The 18,687-nt window shown below is 39.7% G+C and carries 22 protein-coding genes; 14 read left to right on the top strand and 8 right to left on the bottom strand.

Annotated features, from left to right (window positions below):
* A partial coding sequence (locus A5875_RS06785) for a hypothetical protein (RefSeq protein ID WP_088932902.1) occupies positions 1 to 186 on the bottom strand: 186 nt, incomplete at its 3' end.
* A 241-nt stretch (positions 187 to 427) separates the two neighbouring features.
* On the opposite strand from A5875_RS06785, the gene A5875_RS06780 reads away from it, so the two are divergent.
* Positions 428 to 1,300 carry a phosphate ABC transporter substrate-binding protein PstS family protein gene (locus A5875_RS06780; RefSeq protein WP_141108332.1) on the top strand — a complete coding sequence of 291 codons (873 nt, stop codon included), beginning with the start codon at positions 428 to 430 and terminating at the stop codon, positions 1,298 to 1,300.
* Between the two features lie 78 nt (positions 1,301 to 1,378).
* Here A5875_RS06780 and A5875_RS06775 read toward each other — a convergent pair whose 3' ends face one another.
* Positions 1,379 to 3,115 (bottom strand): sensor histidine kinase, encoded by a 1,737-nt coding sequence (locus A5875_RS06775; protein WP_088932900.1) that lies wholly within the window; start codon positions 3,113 to 3,115, stop codon positions 1,379 to 1,381.
* Positions 3,112 to 3,807 (bottom strand): response regulator transcription factor, encoded by a 696-nt coding sequence (locus tag A5875_RS06770; protein ID WP_088932899.1) that lies wholly within the window; start codon positions 3,805 to 3,807, stop codon positions 3,112 to 3,114. Before A5875_RS06770 ends, A5875_RS06775 begins: the two co-directional genes overlap by 4 nt.
* 122 nt (positions 3,808 to 3,929) lie before the next feature.
* Here A5875_RS06770 and A5875_RS06765 point away from each other — a divergent pair, with 122 nt between their 5' ends.
* The 4 genes from A5875_RS06765 (at position 3,930) to A5875_RS06750 (ending at position 7,499) form a co-directional block, all read left to right on the top strand.
* The gene (locus A5875_RS06765) at positions 3,930 to 4,391 is read left to right on the top strand and encodes a DUF523 domain-containing protein (protein ID WP_088932898.1); all 462 of its coding nucleotides are present in this window, start codon (positions 3,930 to 3,932) and stop codon (positions 4,389 to 4,391) included.
* A complete protein-coding gene (locus tag A5875_RS06760) occupies positions 4,391 to 4,729 on the top strand; it encodes a putative DNA-binding protein (RefSeq protein WP_088932897.1) in 339 nt (112 codons plus the stop codon). The genes A5875_RS06765 and A5875_RS06760 overlap by 1 nt, the downstream gene beginning before the upstream one ends.
* A gap of 102 nt (positions 4,730 to 4,831) precedes the next feature.
* On the top strand, positions 4,832 to 6,247 hold the full coding sequence (ffh, locus tag A5875_RS06755; RefSeq protein ID WP_088932896.1) for a signal recognition particle protein: 1,416 nt from the start codon (positions 4,832 to 4,834) through the stop codon (positions 6,245 to 6,247).
* Positions 6,248 to 6,354: 107 nt separating this feature from the next.
* A protein-coding gene (locus A5875_RS06750) for an IS3 family transposase (protein WP_141108275.1) occupies positions 6,355 to 7,499 on the top strand; the annotation gives its coding sequence in 2 pieces (ribosomal slippage) (positions 6,355 to 6,628 and positions 6,628 to 7,499; 1,146 coding nt in all).
* 174 nt (positions 7,500 to 7,673) lie between these two features.
* Here the strand turns inward: A5875_RS06750 and A5875_RS06745 are convergent.
* The 4 genes from A5875_RS06745 to A5875_RS06730 are packed head-to-tail and all read right to left on the bottom strand — an operon-like array spanning position 7,674 to position 10,786.
* The gene (locus A5875_RS06745; RefSeq protein WP_242551272.1) at positions 7,674 to 8,288 is read right to left on the bottom strand and encodes a VanZ family protein; all 615 of its coding nucleotides are present in this window, start codon (positions 8,286 to 8,288) and stop codon (positions 7,674 to 7,676) included.
* Between the two features lie 7 nt (positions 8,289 to 8,295).
* Positions 8,296 to 9,522, bottom strand: coding sequence for an ABC transporter permease (locus A5875_RS06740; RefSeq protein WP_088932894.1), 1,227 nt, complete (start codon positions 9,520 to 9,522; stop codon positions 8,296 to 8,298).
* Positions 9,519 to 10,403: an ATP-binding cassette domain-containing protein gene (locus tag A5875_RS06735; protein WP_088932893.1), complete on the bottom strand. Its 885-nt coding sequence runs from the start codon at positions 10,401 to 10,403 to the stop codon at positions 9,519 to 9,521. The genes A5875_RS06740 and A5875_RS06735 overlap by 4 nt, the downstream gene beginning before the upstream one ends.
* Positions 10,400 to 10,786 (bottom strand): GntR family transcriptional regulator, encoded by a 387-nt coding sequence (locus A5875_RS06730; protein WP_088932892.1) that lies wholly within the window; start codon positions 10,784 to 10,786, stop codon positions 10,400 to 10,402. The genes A5875_RS06735 and A5875_RS06730 overlap by 4 nt, the downstream gene beginning before the upstream one ends.
* A gap of 141 nt (positions 10,787 to 10,927) precedes the next feature.
* On the opposite strand from A5875_RS06730, the gene A5875_RS06725 reads away from it, so the two are divergent.
* The 3 genes from A5875_RS06725 (at position 10,928) to A5875_RS06715 (ending at position 14,273) form a co-directional block, all read left to right on the top strand.
* Positions 10,928 to 11,494: a DNA-3-methyladenine glycosylase I gene (locus tag A5875_RS06725; protein ID WP_088932891.1), complete on the top strand. Its 567-nt coding sequence runs from the start codon at positions 10,928 to 10,930 to the stop codon at positions 11,492 to 11,494.
* Between the two features lie 60 nt (positions 11,495 to 11,554).
* On the top strand, positions 11,555 to 12,067 hold the full coding sequence (locus tag A5875_RS06720) for a dihydrofolate reductase family protein (protein ID WP_088932890.1): 513 nt from the start codon (positions 11,555 to 11,557) through the stop codon (positions 12,065 to 12,067).
* Between the two features lie 442 nt (positions 12,068 to 12,509).
* Positions 12,510 to 14,273 carry a choline/carnitine O-acyltransferase gene (locus A5875_RS06715; RefSeq protein ID WP_088932889.1) on the top strand — a complete coding sequence of 588 codons (1,764 nt, stop codon included), beginning with the start codon at positions 12,510 to 12,512 and terminating at the stop codon, positions 14,271 to 14,273.
* 161 nt (positions 14,274 to 14,434) lie between these two features.
* Here A5875_RS06715 and A5875_RS06710 read toward each other — a convergent pair whose 3' ends face one another.
* Complete coding sequence (locus A5875_RS06710; protein ID WP_088932888.1) at positions 14,435 to 14,989, bottom strand: NADPH-dependent FMN reductase; 555 nt, start codon at positions 14,987 to 14,989, stop codon at positions 14,435 to 14,437.
* Between the two features lie 191 nt (positions 14,990 to 15,180).
* Between A5875_RS06710 and rpsP the strand changes: the two genes are divergently transcribed.
* The 6 genes from rpsP (at position 15,181) to A5875_RS06680 (ending at position 18,652) form a co-directional block, all read left to right on the top strand.
* Positions 15,181 to 15,456, top strand: a complete 276-nt coding sequence (rpsP, locus tag A5875_RS06705) for a 30S ribosomal protein S16 (RefSeq protein ID WP_088932887.1) — start codon at positions 15,181 to 15,183, stop codon at positions 15,454 to 15,456.
* A gap of 11 nt (positions 15,457 to 15,467) precedes the next feature.
* Entirely contained in the window at positions 15,468 to 15,713 is a 246-nt protein-coding gene (locus tag A5875_RS06700) for a KH domain-containing protein (protein ID WP_086303600.1), read from the top strand.
* A gap of 78 nt (positions 15,714 to 15,791) precedes the next feature.
* Positions 15,792 to 16,628, top strand: coding sequence for a lipoprotein (locus tag A5875_RS06695; RefSeq protein ID WP_088932886.1), 837 nt, complete (start codon positions 15,792 to 15,794; stop codon positions 16,626 to 16,628).
* 23 nt (positions 16,629 to 16,651) lie between these two features.
* Entirely contained in the window at positions 16,652 to 17,176 is a 525-nt protein-coding gene (gene rimM, locus A5875_RS06690) for a ribosome maturation factor RimM (protein ID WP_088932885.1), read from the top strand.
* Complete coding sequence (gene trmD, locus A5875_RS06685; protein WP_088932884.1) at positions 17,166 to 17,903, top strand: tRNA (guanosine(37)-N1)-methyltransferase TrmD; 738 nt, start codon at positions 17,166 to 17,168, stop codon at positions 17,901 to 17,903. The genes rimM and trmD overlap by 11 nt, the downstream gene beginning before the upstream one ends.
* A gap of 182 nt (positions 17,904 to 18,085) precedes the next feature.
* Positions 18,086 to 18,652 carry a helix-turn-helix domain-containing protein gene (locus A5875_RS06680; RefSeq protein WP_088932883.1) on the top strand — a complete coding sequence of 189 codons (567 nt, stop codon included), beginning with the start codon at positions 18,086 to 18,088 and terminating at the stop codon, positions 18,650 to 18,652.
* Positions 18,653 to 18,687 lie beyond the last annotated feature (35 nt).

The following is an 18,687-nucleotide window of genomic DNA, read 5'->3' as shown; positions in this document are numbered from 1 at the left end:
GTTGAAAAGACCGCTGATGGTCTTATCAGCCAAGTCGACTTCTTTACCATCAATAGTTGCTCTCACTACATGATAATAATCTGGCAGATCAGGAACTTCTTTTAACTGTGCCGCAACAAAATCATTGGCACTAGGATACGTTTTTTCTTTTTCAGAGTCGTTTAGTTCATAGGTGATTACTAACATCTTTATTCGCTTCTCTCATTTGTAATTTTCATTGCAAACGTATTGTACATCAAAACTAATAAAAAGTAAGCTAATATGTCTTTACCAAACATTTACAGTTCTTTACCGATCGTTTACATGCATTCAACAGGATATTTACTTTCCATTGGTAAAGTAACCATGTACTAAAGATATGAGAGGCGGCCCAATGGATTGCGTCGATTTCTCAAAAAAGCATGATCTATTATAAGGAGTGTACATGATGAAGAAAATTATTTTAGCATTAGCATTTTCAGGGATTATCCTAGCTGGGTGCGGTACCGGCAATGCAACAAAGGATTCCAGCTCAGCTAAAGAGGATACAGCGAAAATTACAGCAGTAGGTTCGACCGCTTTGCAGCCGTTAGTTGATGCGGCGCAAGAAAGCTATACTCAAGATCATCCCAACGTTCAAATCTCTGTTCAAGGCGGCGGAAGCGGTACAGGCTTGAGCCAAGTTGAGAGCGGTTCGGTAGAAATCGGCAACTCCGATGTATTTGCTGAAGAAAAAGACGGCGTGGACGCTAGTAAATTAGTGGATCATAAAGTCGCAGTAGTTGGCTTTGTCCCAGTTGTAAATAAAGATGTAGGTGTGAAAGATGTCAGCAAACAACAATTAATCGATATCTTTACAGGAAAAATCAAGAATTGGAAAGAGCTTGGCGGAAAAGACGAAGAGATCCAAGTAGTGAACCGTGCATCAGGCAGCGGAACACGTGCGACCTTCGAAAAATGGGGATTAGACGGTAAAGAACCGATTCAGTCACAAGAACAGGATTCATCGGGTACGGTGAAAAAAATCGTGGCGCAGACTCCAGGTGCAATCAGCTACCTTGCTTTATCTTACGTTGATGATAGTCTGCAAGCACTGCAATTAGATGGTGTAACAGCCAACGATAAAAATATCACTACTAACAAATGGCCTATCTGGTCTTACGAGCATATGTATACAAATGGCAAACCAGAAAAGGCATTAGCCGATTTCTTGAAATACATGACCAGCGATGACATCCAGTCAGGACCAGTCAAAGAATTAGGCTACTTGCCAATTACTTCAATGAAAGTTGAACGCTCTGTTGACGGCACAGTGAAATAGACAGCTTCACAGGAGTGAGTGAAGACAAATCAATAGCTTCCCTAAATGAAAAAAGGATCGCGGATTATTCCGCGATCCTTATTTGTTTGGTAATTTAAGAATGAAGGTTGAGCCAAGTTTTGGATGACTTTCAACTTCAATCGTTCCGCCGAGAATCTCGCTGTATTCTTTGACGATCGCAAGTCCTAGTCCGGTTCCCCCAGAGTTGCGGGCACGTGCTTTGTCTACGCGATAAAAGCGTTCGAAAATACGTTTTTGATCATTCTGAGACATCCCAATCCCGTGATCGGTAACGGTTATTTCCAATTCCTCTGTTAGGCGATAGCTTAACTCGATCAGACTTTCTTCAGGTGAATATTGAATCGCGTTCTCCAAAAGATTTTTGATGATCGGTTGGAAGAATGTTAGGCGTGTTTGATAAAAACAGTTTTCTGCACCATCGACAACGACGGTGATTTGTTTATTTTTCAGTAAATGTTCGTATAAGTCTATTTGCTGGTGGAGAAAATGATTCAGTTCGATCGTTTGCCGATCCTCAGCCAGATCATCACTGTCTTTTGATAATTCGATGATATCTTGAATCAATCGCTGCAAACGCTTCGCATCATTTTGCATAATGTTCAAAAATTCTTCGGTCAATTCTGGATCATCCTTGGCACCATCTAACAAAGTTTCCGTAAAACCTAATAAAGAGGTTACCGGGGTTTTTAATTCGTGTGAGACATTTCCCACAAAGTCGCGTTGGATTTTTTCCAAGCGGCGAACATGGGTCAGATCATAGACGGTTCCCATGATTTGATCCCCTTTGATTTCATTTTCAATATACCGCAGACGAATATCCAAATTCATCGAGCTTGGCAGCTTGGCTGAAATTTCTTGGTGGACTTGATTTTTATCCACTAGAACTTGCTGGATCAACTGAATAAACTTATTGTCCTCAATCACTTGCCAATAATAGTGCTCATTGGCCCCGCCAATTTGTAATAACTCTTCCATCGCCGGATTGATCATGATGAAGCGTCCTTCGGTATCAAGAATGAAGACTCCGATAGTCAGTTCATGAAAGAGCGTTGAGAATTGCTCCTCGGTTGAGGTGTAGGCCGCATAGGTTTCATTCAGCTGTTCACTAATTTGATTGACTGTGAGATAGAGCTCCTGCCATTGCGGCGAGTCCTGCATGACATAGTTGCTCTTTTCGGGTTCCTTCAACATTCGCTGTAAAACCGGCAGCACTGTTTCGATCGGCCGATTTCGTTGATAAGTCAAATAACAGATAATCAAATAGATAAACGCATAAAATAAGAACAAAATAATAAAAATCGTCCGCTGAAAATTTCGCGTTTTAGGTTGAAAGGCGGAGGTTCTTTTTGCGACACGCAAAATCCCGACCGTTTCATCGCCAGAGCGAATTGGCTGAGCAGTATAAAGCAATTCCGTTTTTAACGTTGTACTGTAGCGAACCGATGAACCAACATCATTGCTGTTTAAAACTATTTTTACTTCCGGTCTATTTTCACGATTCCCAGTAAGATTCGGTTCCGTGCTGTCGAAAATTATTTTTCCTTTTTCATCTAATAATGTAATTCGATCATGGGCTTCTTTAGAAAAACTTTCGATCGCTTGTTTGTTATTGCTGGAATCCAGCTGATTTAGGTCTAACCGATGGATCATAAGCTCCCCATTACTAGTCAGAAATTCTTCCTGCTGCTCTAATAATTCTTTTGTGTAGAAATGATTGGCTAATTTCCAGCTGCCAAAAAAGAGCAGACAAATCAGCAAGAAGGGAATTAGATAGTCTAAATGCTTGCGTTTCATTGAGCCGGCACCTGAAATTTATAGCCGAAGCCCCGGACAGTCTGCAGATATTGCGGATGCTTGGGATCAACTTCGATTTTTTCCCGTAAATGGGACACATGAACATCCACGATCCGACTTTGCCCAGAAAAATCATACTGCCAAATTCGGTCAAGCAGAGTGTCGCGATCGATCACACGTTCTTTACGCTTCATAAAGTAGACCAGCAGTTCAAACTCTTTTGGAGTCAATTCGATTTTTTTATCTCGTACAGTCACTTGATAATTAGAAAGATCGGCTTTAATCTCGCCGGCTGTTAAAAATTCATGTTCGATAACTTCTTGGCGCGGCTCCACTCGCCGGAAGATGGCTTTCATTCGGGCCAATACTTCTCGAGGAGAGAACGGTTTAGTCAAGTAATCATCGGCTCCGATCTCCAACCCTAAAATGCGGTCAATCGCATCGTCTTTAGCGGTGAGCATTAGAATAGGTGTGTCGACTTTTTCTTGCCGTAATTTTTTCGCGATTTCCAAACCATCCATCGATGGCAGCATCACGTCTAAAATAATAAAATCAAATTTTTCATTCAAGGCCAGCTCGTAGCCTTCTTTTCCGTCTTCGGCGGTAGTGACAGCATAACCTTCTTTTTCTAAATTAAAGCTTAGCAGCTTTACGATCGAAAGCTCGTCGTCTACGACTAATACACGTTTCATAAGGGTCTCCTTTTTTAAAAAACTTTTCATTTGTGAAAGACTATTTCCATACCTGAATAAATGGTATAATGGGAAGGCAGTTTTGTCACCTATTTTCTATTAATTTGATGGGAGAAATAACGATGTTGGGAATTAGTGCTTGTTTAGGCGGCATAGCTTGTCGTTATGACGGTGGATCAAATGAAATCACAGAGCTGAAGCATTTGGTGTCAGCAGGTCAAGCAATCATGGTTTGTCCAGAAGTTTTAGGCGGACTGCCAACACCACGGCATCCTGCAGAGATACAAGGCGGCGATGGTTTTGATGTGTGGCAGGGCAAAGCACGGGTTTTGGACAATGCAGGAAATGATTTGACTGAAGCCTTTAAGCAAGGGGCAATCAAAGCCTACGAAGAATTGCGCGATTTGCAGATTACAGGCTTGGTTCTAAAGGAAAGAAGCCCGTCCTGCGGCAGCAGCTTAATCTATGATGGCAGCTTCTCCGGTACGCGAATCAAAGGAGCGGGTGTGGCAACCGCGTATTTTATCCAACAGGGATTACCCGTTTATTCTGAAGAAAATTGGCAAGAAATGAGGATGACGTAATGGAGATCGAAAAAACGAATCGCATGAACGCGTTGTTTGAATTCTATGCGACGCTGTTAACAGAAAAGCAGATGAACTATATGGAGTTGTATTACGCTGATGATTTTTCTTTAGGAGAAATTGCCGAGGAATATCAGGTGAGTCGGCAGGCGGTTTATGATAATATCAAAAGAACAGAAAAAATCTTGGAAGATTACGAGCGCAAGCTGCATTTATTTTCTGATTACATCGTAAGAGAAGAGCAGCTGGATAAGCTGGAGCTGTATGTAACCGAGCATTACCCTAAAGATGAATTCTTAGCCGAAACAATCACGGGCTTACAAGATTTAGACGAATAAAAATGTCAGATCGATTTTATAATTTGGTAAATTGATTGACCGTTTGGACACAGGATTTTTTTGAGAAAATTTGTACCTTAATAGTAGAAAGGAAAATAAGCAATGGCATTTGAAAGTTTGACGCAGCGCCTACAAGCTGCGATGGGAAAATTACGTAAAAAAGGAAAAGTGACAGAATCAGATATCACTGAAATGATGCGAGAAATTCGTCTCGCTTTACTAGAAGCCGATGTTAACTTACAAGTCGTGAAGCAATTTACGAAGGAAGTACGTACACGAGCTTTAGGTGTTGAAGTGATGGAAAGCTTGACCCCAGCACAACAAATCGTCAAAATCGTTGATGAAGAATTAACTAAGACACTGGGATCTGAAGCAGTCGGTATCGAAAAATCACCAAAGATCCCGACAGTCATCATGATGGCTGGTTTGCAAGGGGCAGGTAAAACAACCTTTGCCGGAAAACTTGCTAACCAATTGATTAAAAATGAAAAAGCGCGTCCTTTAATGATCGCGGGTGACGTGTATCGTCCAGCGGCCATCGACCAATTGAAAGTCTTAGGCCAACAATTGAATGTTCCCGTTTTTGATATGGGCACGGATGTCAGTCCGGTTGAGATCGTACGCAAAGGGATGGAACAAGCCCGAGAAAATAAAAATGACTATGTCTTGATCGATACGGCTGGTCGTTTGCACATTGATGAAGCTTTAATGGACGAGTTAAAACAAATCAAAGCAATCGCCGAGCCGAATGAAATTCTGCTAGTTGTTGATGCCATGACCGGTCAAGATGCTGTTAATGTCGCAGAAAGCTTTAACGAACAGCTGGGAATTACCGGGGTGGTCATCACTAAATTAGATGGTGACACTCGTGGTGGTGCGGCGCTGTCGATTCGTGCTGTGACAGGTGCGCCGATCAAGTTCATCGGTTCAGGTGAAAAGCTGACTGATTTAGAAGTCTTCCATCCAGATCGGATGTCTAGCCGAATCTTGGGTATGGGGGATATGCTGACCCTGATCGAAAAAGCCCAACAAGATTACGATGAGAAGAAAGCGGAAGAGCTTACCCGCAAGATGAAGGAAAACAGCTTTGACTTCAATGACTTTATCGAGCAATTGGATCAAGTAATGGGGATGGGCCCAATCGAGGATCTGCTGAAAATGATTCCTGGTATGAGTCAAATGCCTGGGATTGAAAACGTCAAAGTCGATCCTAAAGATGTCGAGCGAAAAAAAGCTATGGTCTTCTCAATGACACCGGCAGAACGGGAAAATCCTGATTTGTTGAACCCAAGCCGTCGCCGGCGTATCGCCGCTGGTTCAGGCAACTCAGTGGTAGAAGTCAATCGCATGATTAAGCAATTCAAAGAATCACGCAAAATGATGCAGCAAATGAGTAAAGGCAGTATGCCAGCAGGAATGGATCAAATGTTTGGCACAGGTATCAAAGGGAAAATGGGTAAGATGGCCATGAATCGTATGGTCAAGAAGAACAAAAAGAGAAAAAAGAAACGCAAATAAGAAAAGCAGCGTCTGTCTGGAACTGCCCCATTAAACTGAAACAAAATAAAAAAGCATCTCTAGTTGAATTCACGTTAAAATGAATTTAATATGGAGGTGTTTTTTATATGGGAACTAGAGTTGCTTACCCAATTGAAATTAAGGAAAAAGCTATTCAAATGAAGCAGAAGAAAATCCCTGTAAAAACGATCATGGAAGATCTTGGTATCAAAAATAAAACGCAAATAGAAACGTGGTGGCGGTGGTTTCGAAATGGAGAAAATCATCGGTTTATTCAACCAGTCGGAAAACAATATTCGTTGGGTAAAGGTCCGGAAGACTTAACGACTGAAGAGTACTTACTAAACGAAAATAGATTCTTGAAAATGCAAGTTGAAGTGCTAAAAAAGTACAAAGAATTGGAAAGGACGTGGAACCGAAACTAGTTGTAGAATTAGCCAAACAACTGAAAGGGAAAATAACTATCACGGCGTTATGCCAACTCTTTAATATTTCGCGCTCCACTTATTATCGTTGGGTACAACGTCCATGCTTAGGAGAGTTGACAGAACTCGAAGCAGCTATTCAACGTGTCTGTGTGGAAAATAAATTTAGATATGGTTACCGAAAAGTTGCCGCTTTGATCACTCCCTCTCGCAAGGTAAGTAAAAATACGGTTCAGAGAATCATGCAAAAATATCATTGGAATTGTCGCGTAAAACCGAAAAAACACCGGAAAGTCGGAACTCCTTATAAAGTGTACGAAAATAAATTAAACAGAGAATTTACAGCAGAAGCTCCTTTAAAAAAGTTGGTTACGGATATTACCTACCTTCCTTTTGGGCAAAAATTATTGTACTTATCCTCAATCATGGATTTATATAATGGTGAAATTATTGCCTATACGATTGGAGATAAACAAGATACTTCGTTTGTTCTCGATACACTGGATCAACTACCAGACACACTGGATTGCTTATTGCATAGTGATCAAGGTTCGGTTTACACCTCTTATGATTATCAGGAACAAGTAAAAACAAAAGGCATTACCATGAGTATGTCCCGAAAAGGAACACCGTCAGATAACGCCTGCATCGAATCGTTTCATGCCTCACTAAAGTCTGAAACGTTCTACTTAGATGAGCTCACGAATGAGCCTACATCTATTGTAATAGAAACGGTAAAAGAATACATTACTTATTATAATGAACAGCGAATTCAACAAAAACTAGGCTACCGATCACCAGTAGAATATCGGGAATCAGCAGCCTAGGAAAATGCTTTTTTATCACTGTCTCAGTATTTTAGGTCAGTTCCGTCTCAAATACGAGATAGACGCTTTTTTTGTGCGTTAAACTTTTCATAATGCGGTGCAGCTATTTCAAAACAAATCGTTGTTAGTGTTGAGTATACAGTGATATGTGCATTGGGGTAGATACATTTTTTATTAAAGAGCCAGCTTCAGAAAGAATCGCCAGTGAAAAAGAAAGAAGACTCCAGCAAGACTTAGAAGCAGATAGATTTGCGGTTCTCGTTTAGGAAATGTCTGAATATCTTTAGGAACTTTGTGAATGATCCTTTGACTGAAATTCCAAATGAGAAAACCAATGAGCGCACCGAGAGTGTTCATGAGCAAATCATCAATATCCGTCGCTCTGCGATTAAATAATTGAAGAAGCTCAATCATTAACGAAAACTCAAAGCCTAACAAAACTGTAGTTCCTAAGTTGCGACACTGCTTCCAAATCAGCGGTAGTAAAAATCCTAGCGGTGTAAACATGATGATATTCAGAATATTCAGCATGCCAACACCCGATTGAAAGGGAATGAGATTAATTTCCTCAGATCGAATCAACTCTGGGTAGCTGAAAATATCCTCAAGTGTTCCAATCCCAGTGACATCGATAACTAGATAAAGATAAAACAGAAAGACCCAACGCCAAATCATGGATGAAAGAAAAATATTTTCATTTTTCCTTCTTAACGTGAAGAATTGATAGATCAGACACGGTAAAAAGATACAGGCAACGCGATAGATTAGGAATAGAATATCTAAAATCATCAAAGAATCACCCCGTTCGCTGGTTTAGTTTGTTCAAGGCGCGGGTCAGAGTTTTTGTAAACCCACGGAAAAAAATGATAAATGCGCAGATTAGACCGACAATCAAAGTTACAGTAATGTTTGACAAGATTGGGCTGCTGATTGAAATATCGACCTGCCCATAAATTTTTTCGCTAAAAAAGTAGAGCCACGGATCAAAGAAACTAGTATTAAGGATAAATGAGGTAAAAAGCGTCATTATTCCCCAAATTGGCCAACGAGATTTTTTGTGCAGTAAATAGGCGTTATCATTTTCCAGCGAGATAGTTTGATATTTTTTGAATGCCCAAAACATAAGGAGTGAACCGAGTAAAATAAATAGTAGATTCATCCACCAGTGGCCACCCATTTTTCCAACTGAACTAACAAATAAAGTTTCAGGAAATTGTTTATGTGTGATTTGCTTTGCTGTGTAGATGATATTTCCTACACTATAAACACTACGTGGGAAATTAAGCATTAACCACCAGTAAACGGACCAAGTTAAGGGGCCGAAAACAATATTTCCTACCATTGATCCAATGAAGGCGCTGCTGGCAAACATGAAGGATAGTAAACAAAAGTTGCTGATAACAGAAGTAAATAGTTGTCCCAGCGTTGCATTCATATATGGCGCAGGAATTAATGTATGAATCAAAACGACGTAAAGTGATTGTCCGACTAGAATCGAAAGCAGAAAAGGCAATGCGATATATAAAAGCTTTTTCTTGAACAGTTCTTTTCTTGAAGCCCCTAATGAGAATAAAAACTGGTTAAAGCCGGTTTTTTGATCAATAAAAAAGAGTAAAAAGCCAATCAATGGAACGAACAGTAATAGAAATGCCTCAGACATATAGGAGAAATTTGAAACATAAGGAAACATTTTGGAATAGTTGGATGCTTTTGAAATTATTTCAAAAGTGACTCCTTCTTGTGTATAGAAAGAATCAGGTGAGCCAATAGTATAAAAAATAAGGTGCTCTTGACGATAATCCTTATATGAAGCAAACGGCACTTCTTTCATTTCAACATTGTCCCATGAAGAGGACAGATTTTCTTTGTGCTCTTCGTAGAATTGCTTATCGTTCGGATCATTATATGCATTTTTCCACTGGTTATTTTGGATCGCAACATTGAAGAGGCATGATCCAATGACTAGCACGCAAGCCGCAATCAAAACTTTCTTATAACGTTCAAAGTAAATGGACCGAATCATTTTAAGCTCCCCTTTCTATGTTGTTTTAGATTTGCTTCGAAGAGGTCTTCTAAGGACAAAGGTAATTCTTCGTAAACGAGAGGATCAAATTCTTTGATCGCAGCCTCAAGTTCTTCTGAAAAATGCTCAAAGACAACCGTAACCACTCGCCCTTGAAAATCCAGCATTTTGGAATTTTCCTTCACCACGGAAGGGACTTTTTTTGTTTTGAAAACAAGTTGAAGCTTTTTGGCATTTTCCCGCATTTCCTCCAAGCGATAGTCTTTGATAATCGACTGATTCTTTAAGAGTAAAACACGATCAACCAAATTCTCTAATTCAGTCAGATTATGGGAAGAAATTAGAGCGGTTCGAGAGTGTTCGCTCAAATGCTCCATTAATAATCCAATTACTTCTTTTTTTACAATGACATCCAACCCGTCGAAGGGCTCATCCAACAGTAAATAGCGTGCGTTGGAGCTGACCGCTAAAATAATTTGGAATAATGCCTGCTGTCCTTTTGAAAGCTGACGGTAATTCTGTTTTAATGAAAATTCGTGTTTTTTGACTAAGTCTGAAAATAATAGTTGATTAAACTTCGGGTAAGCTATTTGATAAAATTTGGCGATTTTTTGCAGAGAATACGTTCGTAAAAAATTTTCTTTTTCATCAATGAAAAAGATTTCTTGTTTAACGATCGGATGTTGAAATACTGATTTTTGGTCGATCGTGATATCGCCCGTGTCTGGTAGATATTGTCCAGCTAGTACACGTAGTAAGGTAGTCTTTCCGGAACCGTTGCGGCCGACCAGACCAACAATTTCACTTTCAGATAGTTCAAACTCGATGTCTTTTAGGACTGAGCGGTGATCGATTGTTTTGGTTAGCTGTTTGACAATCAAGATGAGTGACCTCCTAAACTTTTTTCTGCATCTTTAATCCATTGCACTAATTCTTCCTGTGAGATTTGTAAGTGTCGCGCTTCAATGACTAATTCATTTAAGTCATTCTTTAGTTCTTGAACGCGAATTTCATCTCGCGGCGTTTCTTCAATCGCACGAACAAAGGTGCCTTTGCCTTTGACCGTAACTAAAACTTTTTCTGTTTCCAGTACTTTATAAGCTTTACTGATCGTGTTGGAATTCATCAAAAGCTGTTTAGCCATTTCTCTGACTGAGGGAATCTTGTCACCAGGCTGCAGAATTCCATGTAAAATATCTTCTTTGATTCCTAATACTAATTGTTCATAGTAGGCTCGACTGCTGTTTTTATCGATATGAACCATCTCATCACCACCCTATTCGGCTGTTTATGTGTACTAGTATACATAGTACACTTTAGTTAGGCAATGACTTTTTTTCATTTTCTGCTATACTAAAGGGGAGCGTATGTTCGTTTTTGAAATTTAAAAGTAGGAGTGATGAAGATGTATCGTTGTCAATGGTCAGGTAATAATGAAAATATGCAGGTGTATCATGATACGGTGTGGGGTGTTCCGGAATATGATGATCAGCGTCTGTTTCGCAAGCTGGTTTTGGATATGAACCAAGCAGGGTTAAGCTGGCAAACTATTTTGAATAAAATGGCTAATTTTGACCAAGCATATGAACAATTTGAGATCGAAAAGGTCGCTAATTTTGATGAAGCAAAGGTAGAAGAGTTAATGCAAGATGCCGGGATTATTCGTAATCGCCGCAAGATCGAAGCTGCTATAATCAATGCACAGAAAATTTTAGAGATGCAGGCTGAAGGATTAAGTTTTTCGGATTATTTATGGGGCTATACCGACCATCAAGTAATTGATAATAAAGTGGGGGCCGCTTCAGAGGTACCTGCTAAAACTGAATTATCAGATAAAATTGCAAAGGATTTGAAAAAGCGGGGCTTCAAGTTTGTTGGCAGCACGACGATTTATGCTTTTTTACAAGCAGTTGGAATCGTAAATGACCATGAAACTGAGTGTTTTCGACATAAGGAGTTAGTGCAAGATTAGTGCTGACTGATTTTCAGAATGTTTGTGACGCAAAGAAATTGAATAGAAGGCAGGGATTTGATGGCAAGAGCAATTTTTTATGGAGCGATCAGTTTAGATGGCTATTTAGCAGATAAAGAGGACCGACTAGAGTGGCTGTATCATCAAGAAGGCGGAGAGCTTGTACCTTATGAAAAGTTCTATCAAACGATTGACTACACGATAATGGGACGGCGAACTTATGAAGTTGGTAAACGTGATGCGGGGTCAGAAGTCTTCTATCCAGAAAAGAAAAACTATGTTTTTAGTCATTCGGCGATTGAAGTCGATGATAATATACAGGTGGTTAATGAAGATCCAGTTGAATTTATTAAAAAGCTTCCTTCGGATAAAACCGTTTGGGTCGTTGGTGGAGGAGCACTATTGAAGTCTGTGATTGAGGCGGGCTTGATCGAAGAATGGTGGATTCAGATTGTACCGATTTTATTAGGTGAGGGAGTGCCGTTATTCTTGCCTCAAACCAATCAGCAGAAATTCCAATTGTTGGAAACGGAACAATTTGGCCAATTTGCTCAATTACATTTAAAAAAATAAAAAGAAGATTCCTTCTCCAATGAAAACTGGAAAAGGAATCTTTTTTTTGATGTAATTAATTAGTTTGTATTGTGGCCGGATTAAAAGTTTTATCAGTCAAAAATTTTATCTATACTCTGTCGGTATGCAACCGCGGAAGAAACTCTCGCTTGCTTTGAGTTTTACGATCAAAAAAGGTTCTTCACTCACAAAATTTAAACTAGAATACTATAACGCTTCCAAAAACTTGCTTTCTATATGTTAAGCTTAGATAAATTCGGTGAATCCATTTTGTCTCAGGATTTATTTTCTTAACCAAAATATCCTATTGACAAGACGCGTGCTAGTAATAGTTTAATGCAGAATATCTGGATATCGGGATTAATTATTGGTTTCTGTATTTTGACGGGTTGGTTTGTAAAACTAGCATTAGAACCGAAAAAGAAGCAGAAGGAGAGTATAGATGAAGAAGTATACAGAAGATTTAAGAAGCACGCTGGCGAAGCTGCCAGTTCCTGATTTGGAAAACACATTGAAAGAACTGAATGAATGGGTAAAACCAGTTGTTTCTTCGGAGGAGTTGCTGCAATTTGAAACATTCTCTGAGCGTTTTGCTAAGCAGGAGGGACCTGTTTTGCAACGTGCCTTAGAAGAACATGCTCAAAACACTACAGGAAGCTGGCTTGCACCTTTTTGGATAAAAAGTTATCTGAATACACGTGGAAATCTTCAAAGTGAAACCAATTTTTCCTTGACGATTCGTCCCGAATACCACCAGCACCTTGGTTCAATAAATTCTAAAGCAGCTCTAATCATTGAACGGATGACTTTGATTTTTCTTTCATTAATCAATGAGACCTATCCGCTGGAGCTTGATCCTAAAGGAAATAATGTGGATATGAGCTATTATCGTAATCTTTTCAAAAGCTGTCGGTTGCCTGATAGTGAGGAGGACCAGTTTTATGTTGGTGACGATTCTCCTGAAAACAATCATATTATTATCATCAAGGGTAGCAACTTCTATCAATTAAAAGTAACTGATGATAAAGGAAAAGCAATCAGTGCAGATGAGCTGCATGCAAATCTGTGCTCTCTTAGTGCCGATAAAAATGAGCAGGGCTTTGGTGTTGAAAGCCTGAGTGGTGCTAATCGCGATTTAGCTTATCAAACATATGAAGAGTTAGGAAAGAAAATCGAAAATCAGCATATCCTTCATTTAATTAAAAATGCGCTGTTTATTATCGGACTTCCTAGCTCAGCACCAGAATCTACTCAAGTTCAAATGAAGGAAGGCCTGCTAGGGTGGCAAGATCAGTGGTTTTCTAAAACTATGCAATTATTGATACACGAAAATGGCGCTGTCAGTCTAAATTTTGAGCATACTGCTATCGATGGTGTACCGGTTTTAAATGTTTTAAGTCAAGTTTTCACGGAATGCAGTGCAGCTCCGTTGATCGAAAAACGACCGGCAAATCCGTTGCTGACAAAGCTGGATTGGTTATTGACACCAGAAGCAATGGATTTGCTGAATGAATGCAAAGAAGAGGTACAGCAGGTATATGAAGGACACGCTTTTGTACATCACGAGTTTTCACACTTTGGAAAAGGGTTGATCAAAAAAGCCAAAATCAGTCCGGATGCCTTCTTTCATATTGCTTTGGCGTTAGCGCAATATGAACAGTTTGGTCAACTCCAAAGTGTGTACGAACCAGTTGCCATGCGTCATTATTACGAAGGAAGAACAGCCTCTGCCCGCTCGATTAGTCAATCAAAAAAAGAGCTCGTTTTTTACTGGTTCCAAGAAGAACAGGCACCGGATCGTTCTTTGCTAATTGAAAAAATTCATCAAGCTGCGGCTGCACATACTCAACGAATCGGAAAATGTCAAATGGGGCAGGGTGTAGAGCGTCATTTATTCGGTTTAAGCTGCATCAATCAGCTGACACAAGCTCAACCAGAAAAGGCGAATTATTTTCTCCAAGCTGACAGTTTGAAGAAAATGCAAAGTGACTTTATTTCCTCGACCGGAATTCCTTTTCCTATTCTAGCAAGCTTTACCTTTAGTCCGGTGAATCCAATCGGTTTTGGTCTTTACTATAGTCTGCTGAGTGATCGAATCATTATCGATATTTCTGCAAAAAAAGAGCAGCAGAATGCCGCAAAGGAACTGTCTGAAAAAATAGTGAAATATCTGGAACAGTTAGCTGAACTGTTGGACTTAGTTTAGCAGTATTACTTTGCTTTTCCGTTCAATAATTAAAATGCCTATGCTATCAGGAGATTTTCTCTTTGATCGGATAGGTTTTTTTGTTGTGAAGCAGAGCGTAAAGTAAAATTAGTGGACAGCAAAAAAAATACCCGCATCTCTACAGGTATTTTCAGCATTAATTATTTCGTTAATTTATTGAAGAACTCAATATATTTGTCAGTGATTGTCTTGAAGAATTCGACTGTACCGTCAGCGATATGACCATCATTGTCAACTAAGTTCATGATACCACCAATGTATGCTTCAGGCTGTTGGAGAGTTGGAACATCTAAGAAGACCAAAGATTGACGTAAAGCATGGTTTGCACCAAATCCACCAGGGCCGCCAGGTGAAACAGTCACTACTAAACCAGGTTTGCCGCCCCAAACGCTGCTGCCCATTGGACGAGAGCCAACATCTAAAGCATTTTTCAATGCGGCTGGAACTGAGCGGTTGTATTCAGGTGTTACAAAGAATAAACCATCCACTTCGTTAATATCTTTACGGAAGCGGGTCCAAGCTTCAGGAGCAGCTCCTTCTACTTCAAGATCCTCGTTGTAGAATGGAAGATCATCGATCTTAATAAATTTTGCTTCGAATCCTTCCGGTAATAATTCTGCAAATTGTTTTGCGACGATTTTGTTATAAGAGTCTTTACGAAGACTGCCTACTAAGATACCAATTGTTTTTGTCATAATATTTCCTCCTAATGTGTAATAACATTACATTTGTTATGCTATGAATATAGCTTACAAAAAATAAGTAAACATTGCAAACAATATGACTCGAGAGGAAAATCAGACTGTAAAGAAAAAACTCTTTACAGCTACCCAAAAGCGTGGTAGACTACATCTTGTGATTAATTATATGGAGGTGTAGTTATACAATGGCAGTTAAAATTCGCTTGAAACGTATGGGTTCTAAAAAGAAACCTTTCTACCGTATCGTTGTTGCTGATTCTCGTTCTCCTCGTGATGGACGTTTTATCGAAACTGTGGGTACTTACAATCCTTTGAAAGACCCTGCAGAAGTCGTATTAAAAGAAGAAGATGTTTTAAACTGGTTACAAAAAGGTGCACAACCTTCTGATACAGTTCGTAACATCCTTTCTAAAGAAGGCATCATGCAAAAACACCACGACGCTAAATTCGCTAAGAAATAAGGTGATCAAATATGCAAGATTTAACTAACCTTGTGTTGACCATTGTCCACCCTTTGGTGACAAAACCTGATGAAGTGAAATTAGAGATCGAAGAGTCTAAAGATTTCTTAGAGTACAACTTAACGGTTGCACCCGAAGATATCGGCAGAATTATCGGGAAACAAGGCCGAGTTGCAAAAGCGATCCGTACGATCGTGTATAGTGTTCGGACTAATGGACCGAAAAAAGTTCGTCTTAACATCGTGGATGGTAAATAAAGCAAAGCACTCGAGTCAGTTTGATTCGGGTGTTTTTTCGTTAGAAATACGGTAAACTATGGGTGGAGGTGTTCCAATATGAAAAAATATTTGTTGTTGTTTAGTACATTGTTTGTTTTGGCTGCTTGTAATTCGGGAAATAATGATTCAAAAGATAGCACCACGAAGTCGACTGCAGCAGCGACTGAAAAAACTAGTTCGAAAGCAACTACAGCCACTTCAGAAAATAGTTCAAGTAAAAATTCGTCAACTACATCAAATACAAAGACGCAAACCAGTTCAACAAAAACAGATTCGTCTCATGGCAATCATGCGATGTCGGCGATGGATGAGCTGCAAGCCAATTATCCAAATGATAAATTTCCTGATCCTGCAACAATCAGCGGAGGGAAACAAATCGGTATCACTGCTTCAGAGGAGCAAGGAACATTGAAGGTCAATTATTATGTTGTGAATGAAGAGACGCCTTTTAATGATCCGGCGCTAAATGACCAAACACCAGTTGCTCAATTCCAACGCAAGGCGTTTGATTCAAAGGAAACAGCTCAAAATGAAGTTGGACAAACCTATGATCCAAATGGTCAGCAGGTTGATCTAGGGCACAACATTACTGGCTATCGCAGTGCTGGGGCTGGTTCGAGCTTCATTATGTGGAAGGAAGGCAATTGGAGTTTAGCCGTGCGGGCAAATAATCTTGAACAAGAAGATCCTGTTCCGTTAGCAAAACAAACCGTTGAATACCTTGAAGGTGCTTTCTTGCCGGTTCCTAAAGATGCTGGACAAATTTCGTTACGGGTAGCCCCTGGCGATTTTCAATCAAATAGTGTGGTTTGGCAAGATAATCAAACCGTTTATACAATCATGAACAGTGATGCAATGAGCAGCCTGAAGATGGCTGTCTCAATGGCAAAATAGATGAGACAGAAAGAGGAAGATTCGTGACTAATTATTATAAAGTCGGAAAGATCGTTAATACTCACGGAATTCGTGGGGAAGTGCGCGTGATTTCTACTACTGATTTTACGGAAGAACGTTATCAAGTCGGAGAACAGCTTTTCTTGTTCCGTGACAATCAGGATGTTCTTACTTTGACGATCGCAAGTTATCGCAGACATAAAAATTTTGATTTACTAAGCTTTGAAGGCTATGAGAACATCAATTTAGTAGAACCTTTTCGCGATGGGATTCTAAAAATCTCTGAAAAGCAATTAGGGGAACTGAATGAGCATGAATATTATTATCATGAAATCATTGGTCTGACAGTCGTTGACGAAGAGGAGAAGGAAATCGGCAAAATCACTGAGATTCTATCTCCAGGGGCAAACGATGTTTGGGTCGTCAAGCGTAAAGGCAAAAAAGACGCATTGATTCCCTACATTGAATCAGTTGTGAAGGACATTGATTTGACCGAAGGCGTTGTTCACGTGGAAATTCCAGAAGGGTTGTTGGACGATGCGGATTGATGTATTGACCATTTTTCCAAAAATGATCGAGGGCCCATTAGGCGAATCTATCATTGGAAAAGCTGTTGAAAAAAAGTTGTTGGAGATTAATGTCCATGATTTCCGTCAATATTCGGACAACAAGCACAAACAAGTAGATGATTATCCTTATGGCGGCGGTGCAGGTATGCTTCTGAAGGTGCAACCGATCTATGACAATTTGAAGGCGATCGAAGCGGAGACTGGCAATCAGAAAAAACGTGTGATCCTGCTTGATCCAGCAGGCAAACCCTTCAACCAAAAAATGGCGGAGGAATTTTCGCAAGAGGAACAACTAGTGTTTATTTGCGGACATTACGAAGGTTATGATGAGCGGATTCGTTCATTAGTGACCGATGAAGTCTCGTTAGGAGATTATGTGTTGACTGGCGGGGAGCTTGGTGCGATGGTCATGATCGATGCGACTGTTCGATTATTGCCAGATGTTCTAGGCAATCAAACATCTGCTAAAACAGATTCTCATTCGACCGGTTTATTGGAACATCCCCAGTACACACGTCCCGCAGAATTTGAGGGCATGAGTGTGCCGGAAGTTTTGATGAATGGCAATCATCGATTGATCGAGGAATGGCAATTAAAAGAATCATTGCGCCGTACCTATTTACGCCGGCCAGATATGCTGGCTAACTTGGAATTAACGCCAGAGATGGAAAAATTCTTAATTGAGATCAAGCAAGAAGAAGAATAATTTTTTGAAGGAAGTTCCTTATTAGTGGGACTTCCTTTTTTTGCGATTCTCGTTTTTCACCGTTTATTAGTAAGAAAAGCAAGTGAGTTACGCTTCGTAACCCACTTGCTACAAAGAGAATCTTCCTTTTGCTGTGGATTTCATTGTATGATGGGATCAAGAAATCAGATGGAGGAAAGCAAATGTTATGTGGAGAAAAAATTCAAATGATGAGAATGGAACATAATTTATCCCAAAAAGAGTTAGCAGAAAAGTTGGGTGTATCCAGACAAGCGATCGCGAAGTGGGAGACGAATCGCGGTATTCCAGATATCGAAAATTTGAAACAAATCGCCCAATTATTTGATGTGAGTATTGATTACTTAGTAAATGAAGAAGAATCAATTCAAGAACATGTAATGAAACTCCCGATTGATCTTGAGCAATATCCCATACCTAAAGGAAATGCCTTAAGAGAAGATCAAGTAGTCTTAGAAAAATTTCCAGATGCTGGCGCCATTCGAGAATTGTATCGCAGAAGGAAGATGACTACTAAAGAGAACATGGTGGATTTCTTATTATTTCCGGGGATTCAAGAAGTTCAGGATCATTGGCGGGATGCGAGTAAGTATTATTTAATAGAAAGAAACAGCTGCCATTTTCTAGTAAATGTAACAGAAAATGCTGTACTCGTCTCTTATACACATCTAGATGTGTATAAGAGACAGGTAAATAGCTGGGTAAAATTTTTTCGAGTCGGTAGGATCTAACTTTGCAAACGCTAATCTAAATGCTATTCTAATAA

The organism is Enterococcus sp. 3H8_DIV0648 (assembly GCF_002140655.1).
In the GTDB taxonomy this organism is placed as follows: Bacteria; Bacillota; Bacilli; order Lactobacillales; family Enterococcaceae; genus Enterococcus_A; species Enterococcus_A hulanensis.
Note: the sequence above shows the minus strand (reverse complement) of the source record. Positions and strands in the feature narration are given on the sequence as shown.

Excerpts from the sequence above, each read along its gene's own strand:
- A5875_RS06775 (WP_088932900.1), bottom strand. The coding sequence starts at position 3,115 with ATGAAACGCAAGCATTTAGACTATCTAATTCCCTTCTTGCTGATTTGT.
- A5875_RS06740 (WP_088932894.1), bottom strand. The coding sequence starts at position 9,522 with ATGATTCGGTCCATTTACTTTGAACGTTATAAGAAAGTTTTGATTGCG.
- A5875_RS06745 (WP_242551272.1), bottom strand. The coding sequence starts at position 8,288 with ATGATTTTAGATATTCTATTCCTAATCTATCGCGTTGCCTGTATCTTT.
- A5875_RS06770 (WP_088932899.1), bottom strand. The coding sequence starts at position 3,807 with ATGAAACGTGTATTAGTCGTAGACGACGAGCTTTCGATCGTAAAGCTG.
- A5875_RS06700 (WP_086303600.1), top strand. The coding sequence starts at position 15,468 with ATGCAAGATTTAACTAACCTTGTGTTGACCATTGTCCACCCTTTGGTG.
- A5875_RS06780 (WP_141108332.1), top strand. The coding sequence starts at position 428 with ATGAAGAAAATTATTTTAGCATTAGCATTTTCAGGGATTATCCTAGCT.
- A5875_RS06760 (WP_088932897.1), top strand. The coding sequence starts at position 4,391 with ATGGAGATCGAAAAAACGAATCGCATGAACGCGTTGTTTGAATTCTAT.
- A5875_RS06720 (WP_088932890.1), top strand. The coding sequence starts at position 11,555 with ATGGCAAGAGCAATTTTTTATGGAGCGATCAGTTTAGATGGCTATTTA.
- rpsP (WP_088932887.1), top strand. The coding sequence starts at position 15,181 with ATGGCAGTTAAAATTCGCTTGAAACGTATGGGTTCTAAAAAGAAACCT.
- A5875_RS06725 (WP_088932891.1), top strand. The coding sequence starts at position 10,928 with ATGTATCGTTGTCAATGGTCAGGTAATAATGAAAATATGCAGGTGTAT.
- A5875_RS06730 (WP_088932892.1), bottom strand. The coding sequence starts at position 10,786 with ATGGTTCATATCGATAAAAACAGCAGTCGAGCCTACTATGAACAATTA.
- trmD (WP_088932884.1), top strand. The coding sequence starts at position 17,166 with ATGCGGATTGATGTATTGACCATTTTTCCAAAAATGATCGAGGGCCCA.
- A5875_RS06680 (WP_088932883.1), top strand. The coding sequence starts at position 18,086 with ATGTTATGTGGAGAAAAAATTCAAATGATGAGAATGGAACATAATTTA.
- A5875_RS06765 (WP_088932898.1), top strand. The coding sequence starts at position 3,930 with ATGTTGGGAATTAGTGCTTGTTTAGGCGGCATAGCTTGTCGTTATGAC.
- A5875_RS06695 (WP_088932886.1), top strand. The coding sequence starts at position 15,792 with ATGAAAAAATATTTGTTGTTGTTTAGTACATTGTTTGTTTTGGCTGCT.
- A5875_RS06715 (WP_088932889.1), top strand. The coding sequence starts at position 12,510 with ATGAAGAAGTATACAGAAGATTTAAGAAGCACGCTGGCGAAGCTGCCA.
- ffh (WP_088932896.1), top strand. The coding sequence starts at position 4,832 with ATGGCATTTGAAAGTTTGACGCAGCGCCTACAAGCTGCGATGGGAAAA.
- A5875_RS06710 (WP_088932888.1), bottom strand. The coding sequence starts at position 14,989 with ATGACAAAAACAATTGGTATCTTAGTAGGCAGTCTTCGTAAAGACTCT.